Source organism: Enterobacter cloacae subsp. cloacae ATCC 13047 (assembly GCF_000025565.1).
Classification (GTDB): domain Bacteria; phylum Pseudomonadota; class Gammaproteobacteria; order Enterobacterales; family Enterobacteriaceae; genus Enterobacter; species Enterobacter cloacae.
Genome location: NC_014121.1, coordinates 1857596 through 1876700 on the forward strand (window position 1 = coordinate 1857596; position 19105 = coordinate 1876700).

Annotated in this window: 17 protein-coding genes and 1 pseudogene; 11 read left to right on the forward strand and 7 right to left on the reverse strand. The window is 52.2% G+C overall.

Annotated features, from left to right (window positions below; all coding sequences use genetic code 11):
- Nucleotides 1-995 precede the first annotated feature (995 nt).
- The 6 genes from msbA to ECL_RS27720 all read left to right on the forward strand — a co-directional run bounded on the left by msbA (nt 996) and on the right by ECL_RS27720 (nt 4578).
- Nucleotides 996-2753 (forward strand): lipid A ABC transporter ATP-binding protein/permease MsbA, encoded by a 1758-nt coding sequence (gene msbA, locus ECL_RS09030; protein ID WP_044158462.1) that lies wholly within the window; start codon nt 996-998, stop codon nt 2751-2753.
- An 87-nt stretch (nt 2754-2840) separates the two neighbouring features.
- Complete coding sequence (locus ECL_RS09035) at nt 2841-3221, forward strand: DUF1294 domain-containing protein (RefSeq protein WP_044158460.1); 381 nt, start codon at nt 2841-2843, stop codon at nt 3219-3221.
- Nucleotides 3222-3319: 98 nt separating this feature from the next.
- Nucleotides 3320-3769 (forward strand): hypothetical protein, encoded by a 450-nt coding sequence (locus ECL_RS09040; protein ID WP_013096458.1) that lies wholly within the window; start codon nt 3320-3322, stop codon nt 3767-3769.
- 39 nt (nt 3770-3808) lie between these two features.
- Nucleotides 3809-4006, forward strand: coding sequence for a hypothetical protein (locus tag ECL_RS09045; RefSeq protein ID WP_013096459.1), 198 nt, complete (start codon nt 3809-3811; stop codon nt 4004-4006).
- 3 nt (nt 4007-4009) lie between these two features.
- Nucleotides 4010-4435 carry a GFA family protein gene (locus tag ECL_RS09050; RefSeq protein ID WP_044158456.1) on the forward strand — a complete coding sequence of 142 codons (426 nt, stop codon included), beginning with the start codon at nt 4010-4012 and terminating at the stop codon, nt 4433-4435.
- 65 nt (nt 4436-4500) lie between these two features.
- The gene (locus ECL_RS27720; protein WP_223232805.1) at nt 4501-4578 is read left to right on the forward strand and encodes a hypothetical protein; all 78 of its coding nucleotides are present in this window, start codon (nt 4501-4503) and stop codon (nt 4576-4578) included.
- Nucleotides 4579-4913: 335 nt separating this feature from the next.
- Here ECL_RS27720 and ompC read toward each other — a convergent pair whose 3' ends face one another.
- The 3 genes from ompC to ECL_RS09065 all read right to left on the reverse strand — a co-directional run bounded on the left by ompC (nt 4914) and on the right by ECL_RS09065 (nt 11003).
- Complete coding sequence (gene ompC, locus ECL_RS09055; RefSeq protein WP_013096462.1) at nt 4914-6023, reverse strand: porin OmpC; 1110 nt, start codon at nt 6021-6023, stop codon at nt 4914-4916.
- Nucleotides 6024-6410: 387 nt separating this feature from the next.
- Nucleotides 6411-9935 carry a pyruvate:ferredoxin (flavodoxin) oxidoreductase gene (gene nifJ, locus ECL_RS09060; RefSeq protein ID WP_013096463.1) on the reverse strand — a complete coding sequence of 1175 codons (3525 nt, stop codon included), beginning with the start codon at nt 9933-9935 and terminating at the stop codon, nt 6411-6413.
- 183 nt (nt 9936-10118) lie between these two features.
- Nucleotides 10119-11003: a hypothetical protein gene (locus ECL_RS09065; RefSeq protein ID WP_013096464.1), complete on the reverse strand. Its 885-nt coding sequence runs from the start codon at nt 11001-11003 to the stop codon at nt 10119-10121.
- A 208-nt stretch (nt 11004-11211) separates the two neighbouring features.
- Between ECL_RS09065 and ECL_RS09070 the strand changes: the two genes are divergently transcribed.
- The gene (locus ECL_RS09070; RefSeq protein ID WP_013096465.1) at nt 11212-11478 is read left to right on the forward strand and encodes a putative hemolysin; all 267 of its coding nucleotides are present in this window, start codon (nt 11212-11214) and stop codon (nt 11476-11478) included.
- On the opposite strand, the gene hslJ is transcribed toward ECL_RS09070, so the two are convergent.
- The 4 genes from hslJ to ECL_RS09090 all read right to left on the reverse strand — a co-directional run bounded on the left by hslJ (nt 11479) and on the right by ECL_RS09090 (nt 14582).
- On the reverse strand, nt 11479-11916 hold the full coding sequence (gene hslJ / locus ECL_RS09075) for a heat shock protein HslJ (protein WP_013096466.1): 438 nt from the start codon (nt 11914-11916) through the stop codon (nt 11479-11481). It abuts the gene before it with no gap.
- Between the two features lie 127 nt (nt 11917-12043).
- The gene (locus tag ECL_RS09080) at nt 12044-12172 is read right to left on the reverse strand and encodes a DUF2474 domain-containing protein (RefSeq protein WP_013096467.1); all 129 of its coding nucleotides are present in this window, start codon (nt 12170-12172) and stop codon (nt 12044-12046) included.
- Complete coding sequence (gene cydB, locus ECL_RS09085; protein WP_013096468.1) at nt 12172-13182, reverse strand: cytochrome d ubiquinol oxidase subunit II; 1011 nt, start codon at nt 13180-13182, stop codon at nt 12172-12174. The genes ECL_RS09080 and cydB overlap by 1 nt, the downstream gene beginning before the upstream one ends.
- Nucleotides 13182-14582, reverse strand: coding sequence for a cytochrome ubiquinol oxidase subunit I (locus ECL_RS09090; protein ID WP_013096469.1), 1401 nt, complete (start codon nt 14580-14582; stop codon nt 13182-13184). Before ECL_RS09090 ends, cydB begins: the two co-directional genes overlap by 1 nt.
- 392 nt (nt 14583-14974) lie before the next feature.
- On the opposite strand from ECL_RS09090, the gene ymcF reads away from it, so the two are divergent.
- The 4 genes and pseudogenes from ymcF to ECL_RS09110 all read left to right on the forward strand — a co-directional run bounded on the left by ymcF (nt 14975) and on the right by ECL_RS09110 (nt 19104).
- Entirely contained in the window at nt 14975-15163 is a 189-nt protein-coding gene (gene ymcF / locus ECL_RS09095; RefSeq protein ID WP_013096470.1) for a cold shock small protein YmcF, read from the forward strand.
- Between the two features lie 82 nt (nt 15164-15245).
- Nucleotides 15246-16655 carry an aminotransferase-like domain-containing protein gene (locus ECL_RS09100; RefSeq protein WP_013096471.1) on the forward strand — a complete coding sequence of 470 codons (1410 nt, stop codon included), beginning with the start codon at nt 15246-15248 and terminating at the stop codon, nt 16653-16655.
- A 273-nt stretch (nt 16656-16928) separates the two neighbouring features.
- Entirely contained in the window at nt 16929-18074 is a 1146-nt protein-coding gene (gene ydcS, locus ECL_RS09105; protein ID WP_044158447.1) for a putative ABC transporter substrate-binding protein YdcS, read from the forward strand.
- A 17-nt stretch (nt 18075-18091) separates the two neighbouring features.
- Nucleotides 18092-19104: pseudogene (locus tag ECL_RS09110) on the forward strand (ABC transporter ATP-binding protein).
- Nucleotide 19105 lies beyond the last annotated feature (1 nt).

The window sequence follows — 19105 nt, forward strand, 5'->3', positions numbered from 1 at the left end:
ACAATCACTGGCGAACGATTCCCTTAAGATGATATCCCACTGGAAGGGGTGAAAGTGTTTAAGTTAAGTTCTTTTGGTTTTATGATTTTATTGTGCTCAGGGTGTAGTTCTGATGTGGTTATCACTCCTCCGGAAAAACCGGTTTATAAGCCAATGCCTGATATAACGCAATCTGTAACACCGTCTCAGCAACGGGCGATCATGGCTGGTGAACGTCCCGACTGGACAGACAGAGCACCGGTCACCACGACCAGGCGTTATTGATTTCTGCTTATCATCTTCAGGCTGCATAGCGCAGCGATTTCATAAGTAGTAGAGAACAACCCGGGACCTCACGATGGGGTCCTGCATGCTGATACGTAGCTTTAACGTGACCTGCACGAATAGCCACTTAAACTGCACTGTGTTGAGAGTCTATTCATCTTCAGGCTATTAAGCTGTTTTCCCCGTACAAAGCAGGAGGGAAACGGTGATGGCTGTTTTAAAAGTATGTCTTTTAGTTGGGTGCTTCCTGGCGGGTTGTGTCTTATATCTTCATCTTTTTACATCAATGAAGGAAGCATGCATAAAAGATACGGCAGGAGAAGTGTTTCACGTGCGTCAGGTTGAAAATGCTACTGATTGTCAGTCTTTTAACTGGAGCACGTATATACAGTGTGGCTACTTTTAGTCGTAACTATAACAAATGTTCAACATGCACAAAGCGAAAATTTATATGCGGTGAAAGAAGCTGCAATCAGTAAACATTAAGATTTATCTGCTTCTGTTTTATTCATTTCTTTGTGGGTTGGGATATGTTAACGGATGGTTGGATAACAGGGTGAAATAAAGTTAAAAATAAAATAAACATAATGAACAGAACAGGGCAAAAAAATATTTTTCGCGAGTGGTTAGATATTCGTTGAAGTAACACAACATACCCTTAATACCGTTGTGCAGTGGTTCCTTTAAAACTGTACGTTATGCTCAACGGCTCTCATTATTAAGGCTCCCGTATGCAAACTGACAAAGACCTTTCCACCTGGCTCACGTTTCGCCGTCTTTGGCCTATAATATCGCCTTTTAAGAAAGGACTATTGGTTGCGGCATTAGCATTAATGATAAATGCCGCCTGCGATCCTTTTATGCTGTCTTTGCTAAAGCCGTTAATGGATGATGGCGTGGGCAAAATGGACCGCTCTGTCATGTTATGGATGCCGGTTGTGGTTATCGGATTAATGACGCTACGCGGTATTACCAGTTTTATCTCCAGCTATTGTGTCTCCTGGGTCTCGGGCAAAGTGGTGATGGATGTGCGCCGGAAATTGTTCCGCCATTTGATGGGCATGCCTGTGTCGTTTTTTGACAAACAGTCAACCGGGACGTTGCTGTCGCATATTACCTATGATTCCGAACAGGTCGCATCTTCGTCATCAGGTACGCTGATAACGGTCATCCGTGAGGGCGCGTCAATCATCGGCTTGTTCGCCATGATGTTCTACTATAGCTGGCAGCTCTCAATCATCCTGATTGTACTGGCACCTGTTATATCCGTGACTATTCGTATGGTGTCCAAACGCTTTCGCACTATCAGTAAAAGCATGCAGAATACGATGGGGCAGGTCACGGCGAGTGCTGAACAGATGCTTAAAGGCCATAAAGAAGTATTGATTTTCGGCGGTCAGGACGTTGAAACAAAACGCTTTGATAAGGTCAGCAATAAGATGCGTTTGCAGGGAATGAAAATGATGTCCGCATCGTCAATCTCCGATCCTGTTATTCAGCTTATTGCTTCCCTGGCACTTGCGTTTGTTCTTTATGCTGCCAGCTTCCCGAGTGTTATGGCGACCCTGACGGCGGGAACGATTAGCGTCGTTTTCACATCGATGATTGCATTGATGCGGCCTCTTAAATCCCTGACCAATGTGAACGCACAGTTCCAGCGCGGGATGGCCGCTTGCCAGACGCTGTTCACTATTCTTGATTCCGAACAGGAAAAAGATGAAGGTCAGCGCGTACTTGAACGCGCAAAAGCGGACGTTGCATTTCGCAATGTGAAGTTTACCTATCCGGGACGTGAGGCCCCAGCGCTACGCAATATCAGCCTGAACATACCTGCCGGTAAGACCGTTGCCCTTGTCGGACGTTCCGGCTCGGGTAAATCAACCATCGCCAGCCTGATGACGCGATTTTATGATATTGATGAAGGTGAAATTCTGCTGGACGGCCACGACCTGCGAGAATATACCCTTCAGTCGCTTCGTAACCAGGTGGCGCTCGTGTCGCAAAATGTCCACCTGTTCAACGACACGGTTGCCAACAACATCGCCTACGGTCGTACGGAGCAGTACACCCGTGACCAGATCGAAAATGCCGCGCGTATGGCAAATGCGATGGACTTTATCAACAAGATGGATAACGGTCTTGATACCATCATCGGTGAAAACGGGGTACTGCTTTCTGGTGGGCAACGGCAACGTATCGCTATTGCACGCGCACTGTTGCGGGACAGTCCAATACTCATCCTTGATGAAGCAACGTCAGCCCTGGATACGGAATCGGAACGCGCTATACAGTCTGCGCTCGAGGAACTGCAAAAGAACCGTACATCACTGGTGATTGCGCATCGTCTGTCGACTATCGAAAAAGCTGACGAAATCATTGTTGTTGAAGATGGCGTTATCGTTGAACGCGGAAGCCATGCGGAATTGGTGACTCACAATGGGGTGTACGCACAGCTTCACAAAATGCAATTCGGTGCGTCAAACAGTTAAGTCACATTCACGCTTTTTACCCCGCTTGCAAAAGCGGGGTATCCCGTAATGTCACCCAAACCTGATTCATGCGCAAGATACCGTATAATGCCTTCTCTGAATACGCTTACATATCCTGTGAATGGACCTAACGCATTGAATAAATTTTGTTTTTTCCTGCTACTCTGTACTGCTATCGGCAGTTTCTTTTCCGCCTGGCCCGTAGCCATATGGTTCCTGCTCATCAACGCGCTGACAATGGTTATTTACGGCGCCGATAAAATGGCAGCACGAAAAGGAATGCGCAGGATACCGGAAGTAACCTTACTGGTCTTCGGCGTTGTGGGCGGGTGGCCCGGCGCTATTATGGGCCAACAGATCTTTCGCCATAAAACGCAAAAGCAGCCGTTCAAAACCTGGTTTTTGATGTCTGTGGTCGTGAGCATCTTAGCCACGGTGGCGCTGTATCATTTTGCTGTTCGCTATTGAGCATCATTACTGCCAATAGTAGTAGGCCAAATCCTGGTGGGTTGCTGTTTTTTGTCCGTTCTGAATAATACGTGCAACAACACGGACGACAGCATCTCATGAAAATAAAATGTATTATGCTGGCAGCGCTGATGTTTTATTCAGCGCCTGGCTGGTCGACGTTTCAGGAGCGGGAATATAATACCTGGTATATAAAAAATGCCGTTCTTTATGACATGACGCAGACGTCGGAAGGTTTTCCGGTAATGGTGAGTGTATCTCAGCCCGGGAAAAAATCCGCTAATCTGGTGGTTTCATACATCACCGAAGGGCAATGCGGAAAAAATACGCTGCCGCTTAATGTGAATGGTAAAGTACTGCCCGCCAGCTATTACTGTGTTCAGGTTGGGTCGAACAGAATTGAACATTTTTCAGTGGTCGATGCAAACAGCGTCAATGCCCTGGTGACGCATCTGAATTCAGATTTCACCCTTCTCCTGCAAAACGATATCAAGATTTGGGCCGCAAATATCAAATCGCCGAAATACGGTCTGACACCGCGTTTTTAAAATCCTGCTACGCTTGTTTGTGGTATCAGGAGCATGAACATGAAGAACAAAGATGAACAAACCGGGTTAGTTGGGCTGGCGATTGGTGCTGCCGTTATCGGGCTTGTTTCGGCACAGAAACCGATCGATCGTAACAGCATTGTTGATGAACTGCTAAGACTCGGCAGGCAAAAGGGTGACGGCGTAGAGGATGAGGTGTTCGTCAAGGCCGCTGAACTGGTAAGAAAAGGGGTGTAAACGATGGCAGAAATCCGTCATGCCCGATGCCACTGTGGTGCAGGGGCATTCACCGTTGCGTTAACCGATGGGTTAAATACCGCCCGTCGCTGTAGCTGTTCTTTTTGTCGGATGAGAGGGGCGGTTGTGGTCTCTGCACCGTTAACCGGTATAACCGTCACCAAAGGCGAGGATAAACTTACGGAGTACCGCTTTAATACCGGTACAGCCCGTCATTTCTTCTGCTCGGTCTGCGGGATTTATACCTTCCATCAGCGGCGTTCTAATCCCAATGAATACGGTGTAAATGTCGCCTGTTTTGAAAATGTCGCTCCGTTCGATTTCCCGGAAGTGACGGTGATGGATGGGGTTAACCATCCTGCGGATGGCGAAAGTGGGGTCTTTGGCTATCTCTCTTTTCGCAAACGCGCGCCAACACAAGCGTCCTAGCCGCCTGGCCACATTGTGCTAACGCTGACTATAGTGGGAAGTGGGTATCTTAAAGAGGAGACATTATGCTTAGTGTTGAAAAAGACGACCCACGTGAGGCGCCTGAATCAGGAGATAAAAAGCCTCAGCCCGTGAAAAAATAGCATTCACGAAGGGTATCACGGCCACCGGCACTGCTGGTGGCTTTTTGTTTTCAAAGGCTCACTGTTAATGCCTGTCGAGATGATTTAAGAGCGTGCCGAGGTGCCCAACAATATCGCGGAAATCGAAAATTAACGCCATCCACAAACACGCTAAAAGAGCCAGTAGGGCAAGGGATACACGACCAAACAACACAGTTATCCTTAATGATGAGGGGGATATCTGCGCAGTCTAACCCGCAGTCTTTCAACTTATCCTCAACAATCTCGCGATAGCGTGCTGTTGTGCGACTAACCTCAAAAAAGGTGAGCCCGCATGATGCTGCGGGCTCTGATCATCAGAACTGGTAAACCAGGCCTAATGCAACGACATCATCGGTACCGATACCGTTGTTTTTGTAGAAGCTGTCATCTTCATCCAGCAGATTGATTTTATAGTCCACATAGGTGGACATGTTTTTGTTGAAGTAATAGGTTGCGCCTACGTCGGCATATTTAACCAGGTCCTGATCGCCCTGACCGTTGCCCAGGTCTTTACCTTTCGACTGCAGGTAGGAAATTGCCGGACGCAGACCAAAATCGAACTGGTATTGTGCGGTTACTTCGAAGTTCTGGGTTTTATTCGCCACGGCGCTTTCGTTGTCGCCGTAAGGGGTCATATTGCGGGTTTCAGAATACATGGCCGCCAGATAGATATTGTTGGCGTCATATTTCAGACCCGCGGTCCAGGCATCCGCTTTATCCCCGCCCGCGGTGGTATTTCTCACCTGATCGTTGGTACGGTCAGAAGAGGTATAGGCCGCCCCCGCTGAAATTCCCATACCGAAATCATAGGTGGTAGAAATACCGAAGCCGTCACCGTTCTCATGACGCGTGTCGCGACCATTATTGGTCCCTTCCTGGTTATTGCTGGCATCTTCGTTATTACCCTGATACTGCAGAGCAAAGTTCAGACCCGGCACCAGGCCATAGAAATCGGTGTTGCGGTAGGTTGCTACGCCATTGGCACGACCGGTCATAAAGTTATCAGCATAGGTGTAAGAGTCGCCGCCGAACTCTGGCAGCATATCGGTCCAGCCTTCCACGTCGTACAGAACGCCATAGTTACGGCCGTAGTCAAAGGAACCGTAGTCACCCACTTTCACACCGGCGAAGGCCAGACGTGTCCAGGACTGGTTGTCAGACCCTTCGGTGTTATTTGCCTGAATGTTGTATTCCCACTGTGCGTAGCCGGTCATCATGTCGTTGATCTGGGTTTCGCCCTTGAAACCCAAACGCATATAGGTCTGATCGCCGTCTTTAGATGTGTCATCAGAGAAGTAGTGCAAACCATCTACTTTTCCGTACAGATCTAATTTATTGCCATCCTTATTATAAATCTCTGCTGCATGCGCAGCGCCAGCCATTAACAGAGCCGGAATCATCAGGGCCAGTACTTTTCTTTGCATTATGGTATTCCTTTGCGGTTGTTTTTATTTAATTACCTGTTGAACTTTCCTTTGCGGAGAGTTGTCACATGCTAAATCACTCCGCTGAAAGAGTAATAAATTATAATTGTTACGAAGTGAGTAAAATCTAAAGGGAATTGTTCTGCGGAAATGTTAATTTGTTTGATGAATGTTTTAGTGAAAAACATAATAAATTAAAATTATTAATCATGCGGTAAATCAGGTAATGTCTGCCCCGTTATATGCCTTTAAGATTATTATCCATAATTCCCATGAATATCATTTATTCATTTAACGTGATGCTCAGGGATTATTTGGTCTGGCCCGGTGTGAATACACCGGGCTTTTTTTATGGCATAAAAATGCCCGGACAAGCCGGGCATGGGATTATTCGCTGGTGGATTTTTCCGCTTTCCCGGCCATTTGCGCCAGGAAGTTGTACCGTTTTTGCAGATCGGCGGCGGCATCTTTCCACAACTGCTCAGCCACCTCTGGCTGTTGCGCATTGAGGCGACGGAAGCGTTGCTCCTGCAGCAGTGTCTCAGCCAGGGCATCTGACGGAGGACGTGAATCGAGCGCCAGCGGCAGCTTGCCTTCCTCTGCCCGGCGAGGATCAAAGCGGTACAGCGGCCAGAAGCCCGTGGCGGTCAGCTGACGCATCTGGTCGTGGCTGAGCGCCAGATCGTAACCATGCTCTTCGCAAGGGCTGTAGGCGATGATAAGCGATGGGCCCGGATACGCTTCCGCCTCCTGAATCGCTTTCACCGTCTGGTTAAGCTGCGCGCCGAGCGAGATTTGCGCAACGTACACGTGGCCATACATCATCATGCTGACGCCGAGATCTTTACGCGCCTTGCGTTTCCCGTGTTCGCCAAATTTTGTTACCGCTCCTAACGGCGTGGCTTTTGACGCCTGTCCGCCAGTATTGGAATAACACTGGGTATCCAGCACCAGGATGTTCACGTTCTCGGTCAGGCTCAACACATGATCCAGCCCGCCAAAGCCAATATCATATGCCCAGCCATCGCCGCCAATCAGCCAGATCGATTTTTCAACCAGGGCGTCAGCGTCGGTCACCAGTTGTTCTGCGCCGTCAACGCCCTGAAGGGCATTACGAAGCGCCGTAACCTGTTCGCGACGAACCTCAGGGGTGGCTTCAGCGTGCAGCGCAGCGTGCAGGTCGGCAGGGATGTTATCGGCAAACTGATCCAGCAGGCGCATCACGCGTGCGCGGTGCTGATCCACCGTTAAGCGGAAGCCAAGACCAAATTCGGCGTTATCCTCAAACAGCGAGTTCGCCCATGCCGGGCCGCGGCCGTTGGCGTCGGTGGTGTATGGGGTGGACGGCAGGTTACCGCCATAAATAGACGAACAGCCGGTCGCGTTGGCGATCAGCATCCGGTCACCGTAGAGTTGCGTCAGCAGTTTGATGTACGGTGTTTCCCCGCAGCCGGAGCAGGCACCAGAGTATTCAAACAGCGGCGTGATCAGCTGTGAGGTACGGATATCAATACGTTCCAGCTTGCTCCGATCGATTTCCGGCAGGTTCAGGAAGAAGTCATAATTCACTTTCTCTTCTTCCACGTGTTCCAGCCGCGACATCATATTGATGGCTTTGATATCCGGGTTCTGTCGGTCTTTGGCCGGGCAGACCTCGACGCAGAGGTTACAGCCGGTGCAATCTTCTGGTGCAACCTGCAGAACGTATTTCTGTCCGCGCATATCCCGGGATTTTACATCCAGCGAATGCAGGCTGGATGGGGCCGATTCCATCGCGTCCGGAGAAACGACTTTGGCCCGGATGGCAGAGTGCGGGCACGCTGCCACACAGTGATTGCACTGGGTACACAGCTCTTCCTTCCAGATTGGGATCTCTTCGGCGATGTTGCGTTTTTCCCAGCGGGTGGTGCCCATCGGCCAGGTGCCATCCGGCGGCAGGGCGGAGACGGGAAGGGCATCGCCCAGCCCCGCCAGCATGGCCGCCGTTACGGTTTTAACAAAATCTGGAGCCGCATCAGAAACCACCGGAGGACGGTTCGGGCTGCTGGCATTCACCGGCTGGAGCGGTACTCCAGACAGCGACTCGCGCGCCAGCGCCAGTGCCTGCCAGTTGCGTTCAACCAATTCCTGGCCTTTACTGCTGTAACTTTTGGCGATCGCGCCCTGCAGTTCCATTAAGGCGCTGTCACCCGGCAGAATGTTTGTCAGGTGGAAGAACGCCATCTGCATGACGGTGTTGATGCGCGCGGCAAGACCACATTCGCGGGCGATCTTCGCTGCGTTGATGACAAAAAGACGCGCTTTTTTCTGATTAAGCACCGCCTGCACTTCCTGCGGCAGACGCGCCCAGACCTCATCCGCACTGTACGGCGTGTTGAGCAGGAAAATACCGCCAGGTTTGAGACGTTCGGCCATCTGGTATTTATCGATAAACTGCAGCTGGTGACAGCCGACAAAATCAGCCTGCGAAATGAGATACGCCGAGCGGATAGGGTGTTCGCTGACGCGCAGATGGGACACGGTCAGCCCGCCGGCTTTCTTGGAGTCATAGACGAAATAACCCTGTGCATACCACGGTGTGGAATTACCGATGATCTTGATGTTATTCTTGGTTGCCGAAACGCTGCCGTCGCTGCCCAGACCGTAGAACAGCGCCTCAAGTTTCGCGCCGGAGGGCAGGGTGTTTTCCGGCAAGGCCAGTGAGAGATGAGTGACATCGTCATAAATACCGACCGTAAAGCGAGGCTTCGGCTTCGTTTCATTCAGCTCATTAAACACCGCCAGCACGCAATCCGGACCGAACTCTTTGGATGACAAACCATAACGTCCGCCAATGACACGCGGCAGCGTTTCGCGCTCGCCGTTACTGAAGGCTTCCGCCAGTGCGGTCATGACGTCCAGATACAGCGGTTCTGCGTGTGCGCCAGGCTCTTTGGTACGATCGAGCACGGCCACGCTTCGTGCGCTCTCCGGCAGCGCAGAGAGCAGATGTTTCGCTGAGAACGGGCGGAAGAGGCGAACTTTCAACACCCCAACTTTCTCGCCGCGCGTCAGCAGTTCATCCACGACTTCTTCACAGGTGCCAATGGCTGAACCCATCAGCACAATCACGCGTTCCGCCTGTGGATGGCCATAATATTCAAACGGTTTATATTCCCGTCCGGTGGCGGCAGCGAAATCGTTCATCGCCTGTTCCACATGGTTGTACACCGCGTTGTACCACGGGTTCGTCGCCTCGCGGGACTGGAAGTAAGTATCCGGGTTGGCCGATGTCCCGCGGATCACCGGATGTTCCGGGTTGAGTGCGCGGGCGCGATGGGCATCAATGTCCGCCTGCGGCAGAAGCGAGAGAAGGGTGGCATCTGCCAGCGGCACGATTTTGTTGATTTCGTGGGAGGTGCGGAAACCATCAAAGAAGTGAATAAACGGCACGCGGCTTTTCAGCGTCGCGATATGGGAAATTAACGCGAAATCCTGGGCCTCCTGGACGCTGCTGGCGCACAGCATGGCGCAGCCGGTCTGACGCACGGCCATCACGTCGGAGTGATCGCCAAAAATGGAGAGCGCGTGGGTAGCAACGGTTCGTGCCGCGACGTGCAGGACAAACGGGGTAAGTTGACCGGCCAGTTTGTACAGCGTCGGGATCATCAGCAGCAATCCCTGCGAGGAGGTGAACGATGTGGAGAGCGCCCCCGTCTGTAGCGCACCATGCACCGCGGCAATCGCACCCGCTTCGGACTGCATTTCGACGACTCTCGGGACATCGCCCCAGACATTTTTTAACCCGTTTCCTGCCCAGGCATCTGCCTGTTCGGCCATTGTAGAGCTTGGCGTAATCGGGTAGATGGCGATAACTTCGCTGGTGCGAAACGCGACTGACGCGACTGCACCATTACCGTCAATAGTTTGCATAGGACGACACCCTTACATTGCGCAAAAAAAGAGGGGTCCGTAAATCTGGTCAGACCCTGAATATTATTCCCTTATTTTAGCAAAGGCCGGATTTTGCGATTTTCGCATTTGTGTCCTCGGTATTCTCACCATCAATGAGTAGATCAAACTTTTGGCGAAAAACCCTTCTAAATCTTAAATAATTCAGTTCCAGTATTCATAAGTCGCTGTCATGGCTGCTTTATGTTTGTACTCAAAAGCCTTGCCTTTGTCGTTATCTGGTGAGGAGATAGTGATGTCGATATCCGCCTGGATACATTCCCCGTTAGTGTCCCATTCCTTACAGGTATTCACCGTTTTTTCGATAGTGTAATAGGTCTCGGTGTTCGTCCAGGTCAGCTGGCGACCTGCATCATCGTAAACATACTCATCCACGACGTTAGGTGTGTACCTTTTTGTCAGGCGATGATGCGTGTCGTACTCGTACTCCGTGCGGTAATTCTCAATCGCCAGGTTACTTTTGTTTTCTGAACGGGTAAGAGCCCCTGTTGTATTGAGGGTATACAGAATGGTGCCCATGCTGGTTCGATCTTTCTCCCCCGGCGTTGTGGCAGTAATGATGCCGCGGTTAACTGCTTTACTGATAATCCCTTTTTTGTTTAGCAAATACATACCTTCAACATTATGACGGAATAACAGTGTCGATTTTTGGTTGCGCTTGTCCGTTCCGATGCCTTTGCCATCGACAAGGATGCGCCAGCCGTAGTCCGCTTTACTGAGTTTTATCGCACTGGTAATCACAAGAACAGATTGAGGATAGGTTGCTGTTTTTACCTCCAGCATACTGCCGCCAAGAAGTTCGCCACAGCGGTTATAACTCGCATTTATTGTTGTACGGATGTAACCGTCCGGACTCTCAATCCTGGTCTCAATCGTTTTAGGTATTGCTCCATTAATTTGCTGTTGCAGTAGAATGAAATTATTGGTTTTATTTTTGTTTACGCTTTCGGGTGAGCACTGCTCAGCCCGGGCATGAAAAGAACACAGCGCGAGTACGGCTATGCAAAACGACTTATTGTAAATTGGCATTGATTATTATCCTTATGAACCAGCCTGTTAACGCAATCCCAAAGAGCAAAGCAGTAATATACTGCCAACAGCTTCAGGTTCAACAATATCCAAAAAAATTGCGAGAAATTGTTTCAGCAGCGCATAAATACGCACTTCTGCTCTCGACGGCACGGGATGTGATGCCTATTATGCATAGGTTTCGCATTATTCATGGGGGAGAGAGAGCATGCGTTCAGCGTTTTGGGTAGGGTGTGCCGCGTTATTGCTGTCGGCCTGTAGTAACGAACCTGTTCAGCAGGCCACGGCGGCACACGTAACGCCGGGAATGAAAGCCGCGATGTCCAGTTCTGGACAAGCCAACTGCGCGATGATTGGTGGCTCACTGTCGGTTGCCCGCCAGCTCGATGGCTCTGCGATCGGGATGTGCGCCTTGCCAAACGGCAAACGCTGCAGTGAACAGTCGCTTGCCGTTGGATCCTGCGGTAGCTACTGATTATTCAGCGCGTTTAAACATCAGCGTTTTGTCGGCTGTCGCCAGCGTTAACTGGTCTTCAGTCAGGTCGACCTGCGCTCCTTTGCGCAGCATGTCGCCGATGGCCTGATCCAGCTCGTTCAATTGTGGTTCGGTACAGAGTTTGCGCGTCATCGCCAGCCCTTTAACCTTAAGTTCCCCTTCGGACAATTTTCCCTGTCCGTTGAAGCGGTTACACATCACGCCGGAAATGCTGATGTTATTAACCAGGCTGATATCGGGCAACGCGCTAAAACTGATCTCAGGTTGCGTTGTCGTGGCCTTCACGGCTTTCCCGTCCACATTTTCCAGCACAAAGCGGTGGTTCTTAAGCTGCTCCGGCTGAACAGACGCTTTACCCGGATTAACGCAGCCGGAGAGGACAAGACTGATAACACTTAACGCAATGAGTTTTTTCATTTTTCTTCTCGAACTATAAATACTGTGAATCATTTACCAGTGTAACGATACGCTGGCGTGCGTTAATGGGGTTTATCTGAAAGTGCGGGAAGAAGACCGGGCAACGCAGCGGTTGCCCGGGACAAGATCAGTGAGATTTAAACCCGGCGGCCGTCATCAGCATGCGGAAGAACATACTGACAGCTGCCAGCGCCAGTACGCTGCCGCCCCAGATAATGGCCAGCCACAGCAATCGTTTCCAGACAGGCTGTTGCATCAGTGATAACCCTCCCCATGATGTACTTTTCCGCGAAATACGTAATAACTCCAGAAGGTGTAGACCAGAATCACGGGAATGATCAATAACGCACCTACCAGCATAAAGCCCTGACTTTGTGTCGGCGCGGCCGCCTGCCAGAGGGTGATCGACGGTGGAATAATATGCGGCCAGATGCTGATCCCAAGCCCGCTAAAGCCGAGAAAAATAAGCCCCAGCGTCAGGATAAATGGCCGGTTATGGCTTTGCCGATTATTCAGGCAGCGCCACAGATACAGACTCAGCAGGACGACCAGAGCCGGAACCGGCAACAGGTAAAACAGGTTCGGCAGCGTAAACCAGCGCGCGGCGATGGCCGGGTGCGCCAGCGGGGTCCAGAGACTGATCGCCGCGATAACGGCCAGCAGCACAATTAAGAGCGTTTTAGAAACTTCGCGCATCCGCTGTTGCAGGGCATTTTCACTTTTCATCACCAGCCAGGTGGCGCCCAGCAGCGCATAGGCCACCACCAGACCCGCGCCACAGAACAGGTTAAACGCGGTAAACCAGTCAAAGGGACCGCCGGTATAGGCACGCCCGGTGACGGCAAACCCGTTTATGACGGCACCCACCGTGATGCCCTGGGTAAACGTCGCCAGAAGTGAACCGCCAATAAAGGCTTTATCCCAGAACGGACGGTGCGCTGGCGTTGCTTTAAAACGAAACTCAAACGCCACGCCACGAAAAATAAGACCGATCAGCATTAATGTCAGCGGAATGGTAAGGGCATCGATAATCACCGCGTAGGCCAGCGGAAAGGCACCGAAGAGGGCAGCGCCACCCAGCACCAGCCAGGTTTCATTCCCGTCCCAGACCGGGGCGACGCTGTTGACCATCACATCGCGATCGTCCGGGTTTTGCGTCATCGGGAACAGAATGCCGATCCCCAGATCAAAACCGTCCATCACGATATACATCAGCGTCGCGAAGACGATGATGACAAACCAGATAATGGAAAGATCGATACCCATTATGGCTGCTCCTTATTGCCAGTGGTAACTGCGGAAAGCGGGCGTGCCGGACGTCCATCGGCCTCGGTGGCGAACGATTCGTGAGGCTGCGGCCCTTTTTTAATCAGGCGCACCATATAGCTGTAACCGACGCCGAAGACCGAGGTGTAAACGACGAAGAAAGCCAGCAAACTGACGCTCATATGCAGATCGCCATGAGCGGATACCGCATCCCGGGTACGTTGAAGCCCATAGACGATCCACGGCTGGCGTCCTACTTCGGTGGTCACCCATCCGGCCAGTATGGCGATCAACCCTGAAGGCCCCATCAGCAGGGCAAACCACAGGAAGGGGCGCGAGGTGTAAACGCGCTTTTTATAACGCAACCAGAGCGCCACCACGCCGAGCAGCAGCATCAGCATGCCTAAGCCCGCCATAATGCGGAAAGACCAGAAGACAATGGTGGAATTTGGACGATCTTCCTTCGGGAACTCCTTGAGCGCCGGAACCTGTTTATCCAGACTGTGCGTCAGGATAAGGCTGCCAAGAGCGGGGATCTTAAGGCCAAAGCGGGTGCGCTCCAGTTCCATATCTGGCCAGCCAAACAGCAGTAGCGGGGTAGGTTCCCCCGGTGGGTTTTCCCAGTGCCCCTCAATGGCGGCGATTTTGGCAGGCTGATGCTTTAAGGTATTCAGCCCATGCATATCACCGACCATTGCCTGGATGGGGGCCACAATCAGGGTCATCCACAGCGCCATAGAAAACATAGCGCGGATGGCAGGCGTATTGTTTCCGCGCAGCAGATGCCATGCCGCCGATGCGCCAACAAACAGGGCGCTACTGAGGAAGGCGGCTATCGACATATGCAGCAGACGATAAGGGAAGGAGGGGTTAAAGACCACGGCAAACCAGTCTACCGGGACGACCTGCCCGTTGACGATCTCATAGCCCTGTGGGGTCTGCATCCAGCTATTGGAGGAGAGGATCCAGAAGGTGGAGATAATTGTCCCCAGCGCCACCATACAGGTGGCGAAGAAGTGCAGCCCAGGCCCGACTTTATTCCAGCCGAACAGCATCACGCCGAGGAATCCGGCCTCAAGGAAAAAGGCGGTTAGCACTTCATAGGTCAGAAGTGGGCCGGTAATGCTGCCCGCAAACTGCGAAAATCCACTCCAGTTAGTGCCAAACTGATACGCCATCACCAGCCCGGAGACCACGCCCATGCCAAAGTTAACGGCAAAAATCCTGGACCAGAAGTGGTACAGCGATCGCCAGACCGGATTTTTTGTTTTCAGCCACAGCCCTTCAAGCACAGCAAGATAGCTTGCCAGGCCGATAGTGATTGCCGGGAAAATAATGTGGAAGGATACGGTAAAGGCAAACTGTATCCGTGCAAGGTGAAAAGCATCTAAACCAAACATGCACAGCCTCAATGTCAAACGGTGTGCTGTTATGGTACAGAGGCGCAGATCGGACTATCAGACGCAGAAACGCGAAATTTAACCATAACAGTTGGCAAAAAGCTCCCGCTTTTGCCATCTGATATACTTACTTATAGGGCATAAAAATATTTTTTTAATGAATTTTATGCATTAAACCGCTTGCTTTGTCGTCGGCACCGTGCGTTAATGGTCTTCTGGTTTTGAGTCCAAATAAATATCTGACGTAGTTTTATAAAGCAGTTCTCATCACGTTGTGCCTCTCCGCAGCCTCTCTTGGGTCTTTATCTACATTCCGATTAGTTTTGTTTCAAACCATTATCGCCTGATCGGCTCATGAGTAATTTACGTTTTTACGTTTACAGGAGAATCCTATGACTTCTTATATCCATTTTCGCTGCCCATGCTGTCATGGCTCGCAGTACCGTACTTCAGCCTTTGATGTGTCTGAGAAAAATCCCTTCGGCGCAAAATGCATCTTTTGCAAATCGCCAATGATTACGCTCGACCATCTGGCCGCGGAGCTTCTCGCACACAATCATGTGACCGAGTACCGTAAGTAATTCATTTCATAAACCATAACAGTTAGCAAAATCTTCTCTTTTTCTCCTGCTGATATACACTGTCCGCAATAAGGAGAATCTGATGAAAAAATACCAGCGTCTGGCGCAACAAATTATCTCGCAGATTGAGCTTGGCGTATGGTTGCCGGGCGATAAGCTGCCTTCTCTGCGAGAGCAGGTGGCGAGCAGCGGCATGAGTTTTATGACCGTGGGCCACGCGTATCAGATGCTGGAAAGTCAGGGGCGCATTGTCGCCAGACCGCAGTCGGGCTATTACGTTGCCTCGCGCCCGACCACACAACAGCCAGCGCCACCTGCACAGGTCATGCGCGACGAAGCGGTGGACATCAACACCTATATCTTCGACGTTCTGCAGGCCAGCCGCGACCCGTCGGTTGTTCCTTTCGCTTCCGCCTTTCCCGACCCGCGTCTTTTCCCGCTTCAGCAACTCAACCGCTCGCTGGCGAACGTCAGCAAAACCGCGACGGCGATGAGCGTGATTGAAAACCTGCCGCCGGGTAATGTCGATTTGCGCCACGCCATTGCCCGCCGCTATGCACAGCAGGGGATGAACATCTCACCGGAGGAGATCGTGATCACCGCAGGCGCGCTCGAAGCGCTGAACTTGAGTCTCCAGGCGGTGACCGAGCCGGGGGACTGGGTGATTGTCGAAAACCCCTGTTTCTACGGCGCGCTGCAGGCGCTGGAACGTCTGAAGTTGAAGGCCCTGTCGATTGCGACGGACGTGCGCGAGGGAATCGATCTCAATGCGCTTGAACAGGCGCTGAATGACTACCCGGTCAAGGCCTGCTGGATAATGACCAACAGTCAAAATCCGCTTGGCTTTACGCTCAGCCCGGAGAAAAAAGCGCAGCTTGTGGCGCTGCTGACGAGGCACAACGTCACGCTGATTGAAGATGATGTCTACAGCGAACTCTATTTTGGCCGTGAAAAGCCGCTCCCGGCGAAAGCATGGGATCGTCAGGACATGACGCTGCACTGCTCCTCGTTTTCGAAATGTCTGGTGGCCGGTTTTCGCATCGGCTGGGTAGCGGCGGGTAAACATGCGCGGCGCATTCAGCAGCTTCAGCTGATGAGCACGCTCTCTACCAGCTCCCCGATGCAGCTGGCGCTGGTGGATTACCTGGCGACCAAACGCTACGACGCCCATCTTCGCCGTCTGCGACGTACGCTGGCCGAGCGTAAACAGCAGGCGTGGCAGTCACTTTTGCGCCATATGCCGCCGGGCGTCAAAATCCATCATAACGATAGCGGCTACTTTTTGTGGCTGGAGCTTCCGGCACAGCTGGATGCAGGGCTGTTAAGCGAACAGGCTTTACGCCATCACATCAGTATTGCCCCAGGCAAGATGTTTTCTACCTCAGATGTCTGGACACCTTTTTTCCGTTTTAATACCTCCTGGGAATGGGGAGAGCGGGAAGAGCAAGCCGTTATTCAGTTAGGGAAATTAATCAGCAGCATGTTGAAATAACGATTCCGGTCTCTCGCTAAATAATCATTGCTTATCTTTTTGCCGCCGCGGCGACCATTTTGCCGCGTCGCATCATACGAAATCTGCATACCACCTCTCACGCCTAACCCCTTGTCTATAATCCAGTTAACGGGGAATGCGCCCTCGGTCACACCTTGATGAAATTTCCTTAAGCCGCACGGTGCGGGGCATTTGCGCGGTCTACGTTTAATGAGGGAGATATTTTTACGGCACGGCTGCCGCTAAATTTTCATTGCGACTGGAGTAATGTTTATGAGCAAAAAATTTGCCCGCAGCAGCCTGTGTGCGCTTGGTATGGCCATAATGACCGCGCAAGCCGCCGAGCCACCGAAAGCGATTAGCGACGGAGAGGGTCGGCTGGATATTATTGCCTGGCCGGGTTACATCGAGCGGGGACAAACGGATAAAAACTATGACTGGGTAACCCAGTTTGAAAAAGAGACCGGCTGTGCGGTAAACGTCAAAACCGCCGCCACGTCGGACGAGATGGTGAGCCTGATGGCGAAAGGCGGGTATGACCTGGTCACCGCGTCCGGAGATGCGTCGCTCCGTCTGATTATGGGCAAACGCGTTCAGCCGATTAACCCGGAACTCATCCCCAACTGGAAAACCCTCGACCCGCGCCTCGTTAAAGGTGAATGGTTTAACGTGGGCGGCAGCGTCTACGGCACGCCGTATCAGTGGGGGCCAAACCTGCTGATGTACAACACCAAAACCTTCCCGACACCGCCGGACAGCTGGAGCGTAGTGTTTGTAAAACAGGACTTACCGGACGGTAAAACCAACCAGGGACGCGTGCAGGCCTATGATGGTCCGATTTACATTGCCGATGCGGCGCTGTTTGTGAAGGCCACTCAACCCCAGTTGGGTATTAACGACCCCTACCAGCTGACGGAAGAACAGTACGCTGCGGTTCTGAAAGTGCTACGCGATCAGCACGCCCTGATCCACCGCTACTGGCATGACACCACCGTACAGATGAGTGACTTTAAGAATGAAGGCGTGGTGGCGTCCAGCGCCTGGCCATACCAGGCGAATGCCCTGAAAGCCGAAAACCAGCCGATCGCGACCGTCTTCCCGAAAGAGGGCGTCACGGGCTGGGCAGACACCACTATGCTTCACGCGCAGGCAAAACACCCGATGTGTGCTTACAAATGGATGAACTGGTCGCTGACGCCAAAAGTGCAGGGCGATCTGGCGGCGTGGTTTGGCTCTCTGCCGGTGGTGGCGCAAGGGTGTAAGGCCAGTACGCTGCTGGGTGAGAAAGGCTGTGAAACCAACGGTTACGACGCCTTTGACAAAATCAAGTTCTGGAAAACCCCGATCGCCGAAGGCGGCAAATATGTGCCTTACAGCCGCTGGACGCAGGATTACATCGCCATCATGGGTGGCCGTTAATCATCCGGGAGCAGAACATGACGTACGCGGTAGAGTTTAATGACGTTTCCCGTCTGTACGGCGACGTACGGGCGGTGGATGGGGTGAGCATTGCCATTCGTGACGGGGAGTTTTTCTCCATGCTGGGGCCGTCGGGCTCCGGCAAAACCACCTGCCTGCGGCTGATCGCCGGTTTTGAACAACTCTCCGGCGGGACAATCACAATCTTCGGTAAAGAAGCGAGTGAGCTTCCTCCGTGGGAGCGAGACGTCAATACGGTGTTCCAGGACTACGCGCTGTTTCCGCATATGTCGATTCTCGATAACGTCGCTTACGGGCTGATGGTCAAAGGCATCGACAAGAAAAACGCCATGCACTGGCGCAGGAGGCGCTGGAAAAGGTCGGGCTGAGCTTTGCCATTGCACGCAAGCCGTCGCAGCTTTCTGGCGGCCAGCGTCAGCGCGTTGCCATTGCGCGTGCGCTGGTCAATGAACCCCGCGTGCTGTTGCTGGATGAACCGCTGGGCGCGCTCGATCTGAAACTGCGTGAACAGATGCAGGTCGAGCTGAAAAAACTTCAACAGGCACTCGGGATCACCTTTATTTTTGTGACCCACGATCAGGGGGAAGCCCTGTCAATGTCCGACCGGGTCGCCGTTTTCAACAACGGACGCATTGAGCAGGTGGATACCCCGCGTGAGCTATACATGCGGCCACGTACGCCGTTCGTGGCCAGCTTTGTCGGCACCTCGAACGTTTTCGATGCGGCACTGGCGCAGAAAGTGTGCGGCATGCAGGGCGCTTATTCGCTTCGACCGGAACATATCCGACTCAATGAGAGCGGTGAGGTACAGGTTGAAGGCGTGGTGCAGGCTGTCCAGTATCAGGGTGCGGCAACGCGCCTGGAGCTGAAACTTGCCGGGGGGGCAAAACTGCTGGTGAGCCAGGCCAATCTCAGCGCGGACACACTGCACACCGGCGTTGAGCCGGGGCAGGCGGTGCTGGCGTCATGGTCGCGCGACGCCATGATCCGCCTGCATGAGGAAGGGTGAA

What these genes read in the sequence shown, in the direction of transcription:
- ECL_RS09080 (WP_013096467.1), bottom strand. Translation starts at nt 12,172, where the DNA reads ATGCAACAGCCTGTCTGGAAACGATTGCTGTGGCTGGCCATTATCTGG.
- cydB (WP_013096468.1), bottom strand. Translation starts at nt 13,182, where the DNA reads ATGGGTATCGATCTTTCCATTATCTGGTTTGTCATCATCGTCTTCGCG.
- ECL_RS09090 (WP_013096469.1), bottom strand. Translation starts at nt 14,582, where the DNA reads ATGTTTGGTTTAGATGCTTTTCACCTTGCACGGATACAGTTTGCCTTT.
- ECL_RS09040 (WP_013096458.1), top strand. Translation starts at nt 3,320, where the DNA reads ATGAAAATAAAATGTATTATGCTGGCAGCGCTGATGTTTTATTCAGCG.
- ECL_RS09065 (WP_013096464.1), bottom strand. Translation starts at nt 11,003, where the DNA reads ATGCCAATTTACAATAAGTCGTTTTGCATAGCCGTACTCGCGCTGTGT.
- ECL_RS09050 (WP_044158456.1), top strand. Translation starts at nt 4,010, where the DNA reads ATGGCAGAAATCCGTCATGCCCGATGCCACTGTGGTGCAGGGGCATTC.
- ECL_RS09045 (WP_013096459.1), top strand. Translation starts at nt 3,809, where the DNA reads ATGAAGAACAAAGATGAACAAACCGGGTTAGTTGGGCTGGCGATTGGT.
- ydcS (WP_044158447.1), top strand. Translation starts at nt 16,929, where the DNA reads ATGAGCAAAAAATTTGCCCGCAGCAGCCTGTGTGCGCTTGGTATGGCC.
- ECL_RS09070 (WP_013096465.1), top strand. Translation starts at nt 11,212, where the DNA reads ATGCGTTCAGCGTTTTGGGTAGGGTGTGCCGCGTTATTGCTGTCGGCC.
- ymcF (WP_013096470.1), top strand. Translation starts at nt 14,975, where the DNA reads ATGACTTCTTATATCCATTTTCGCTGCCCATGCTGTCATGGCTCGCAG.
- hslJ (WP_013096466.1), bottom strand. Translation starts at nt 11,916, where the DNA reads ATGAAAAAACTCATTGCGTTAAGTGTTATCAGTCTTGTCCTCTCCGGC.
- ompC (WP_013096462.1), bottom strand. Translation starts at nt 6,023, where the DNA reads ATGCAAAGAAAAGTACTGGCCCTGATGATTCCGGCTCTGTTAATGGCT.
- ECL_RS27720 (WP_223232805.1), top strand. Translation starts at nt 4,501, where the DNA reads ATGCTTAGTGTTGAAAAAGACGACCCACGTGAGGCGCCTGAATCAGGA.
- ECL_RS09035 (WP_044158460.1), top strand. Translation starts at nt 2,841, where the DNA reads ATGCCTTCTCTGAATACGCTTACATATCCTGTGAATGGACCTAACGCA.
- nifJ (WP_013096463.1), bottom strand. Translation starts at nt 9,935, where the DNA reads ATGCAAACTATTGACGGTAATGGTGCAGTCGCGTCAGTCGCGTTTCGC.
- msbA (WP_044158462.1), top strand. Translation starts at nt 996, where the DNA reads ATGCAAACTGACAAAGACCTTTCCACCTGGCTCACGTTTCGCCGTCTT.
- ECL_RS09100 (WP_013096471.1), top strand. Translation starts at nt 15,246, where the DNA reads ATGAAAAAATACCAGCGTCTGGCGCAACAAATTATCTCGCAGATTGAG.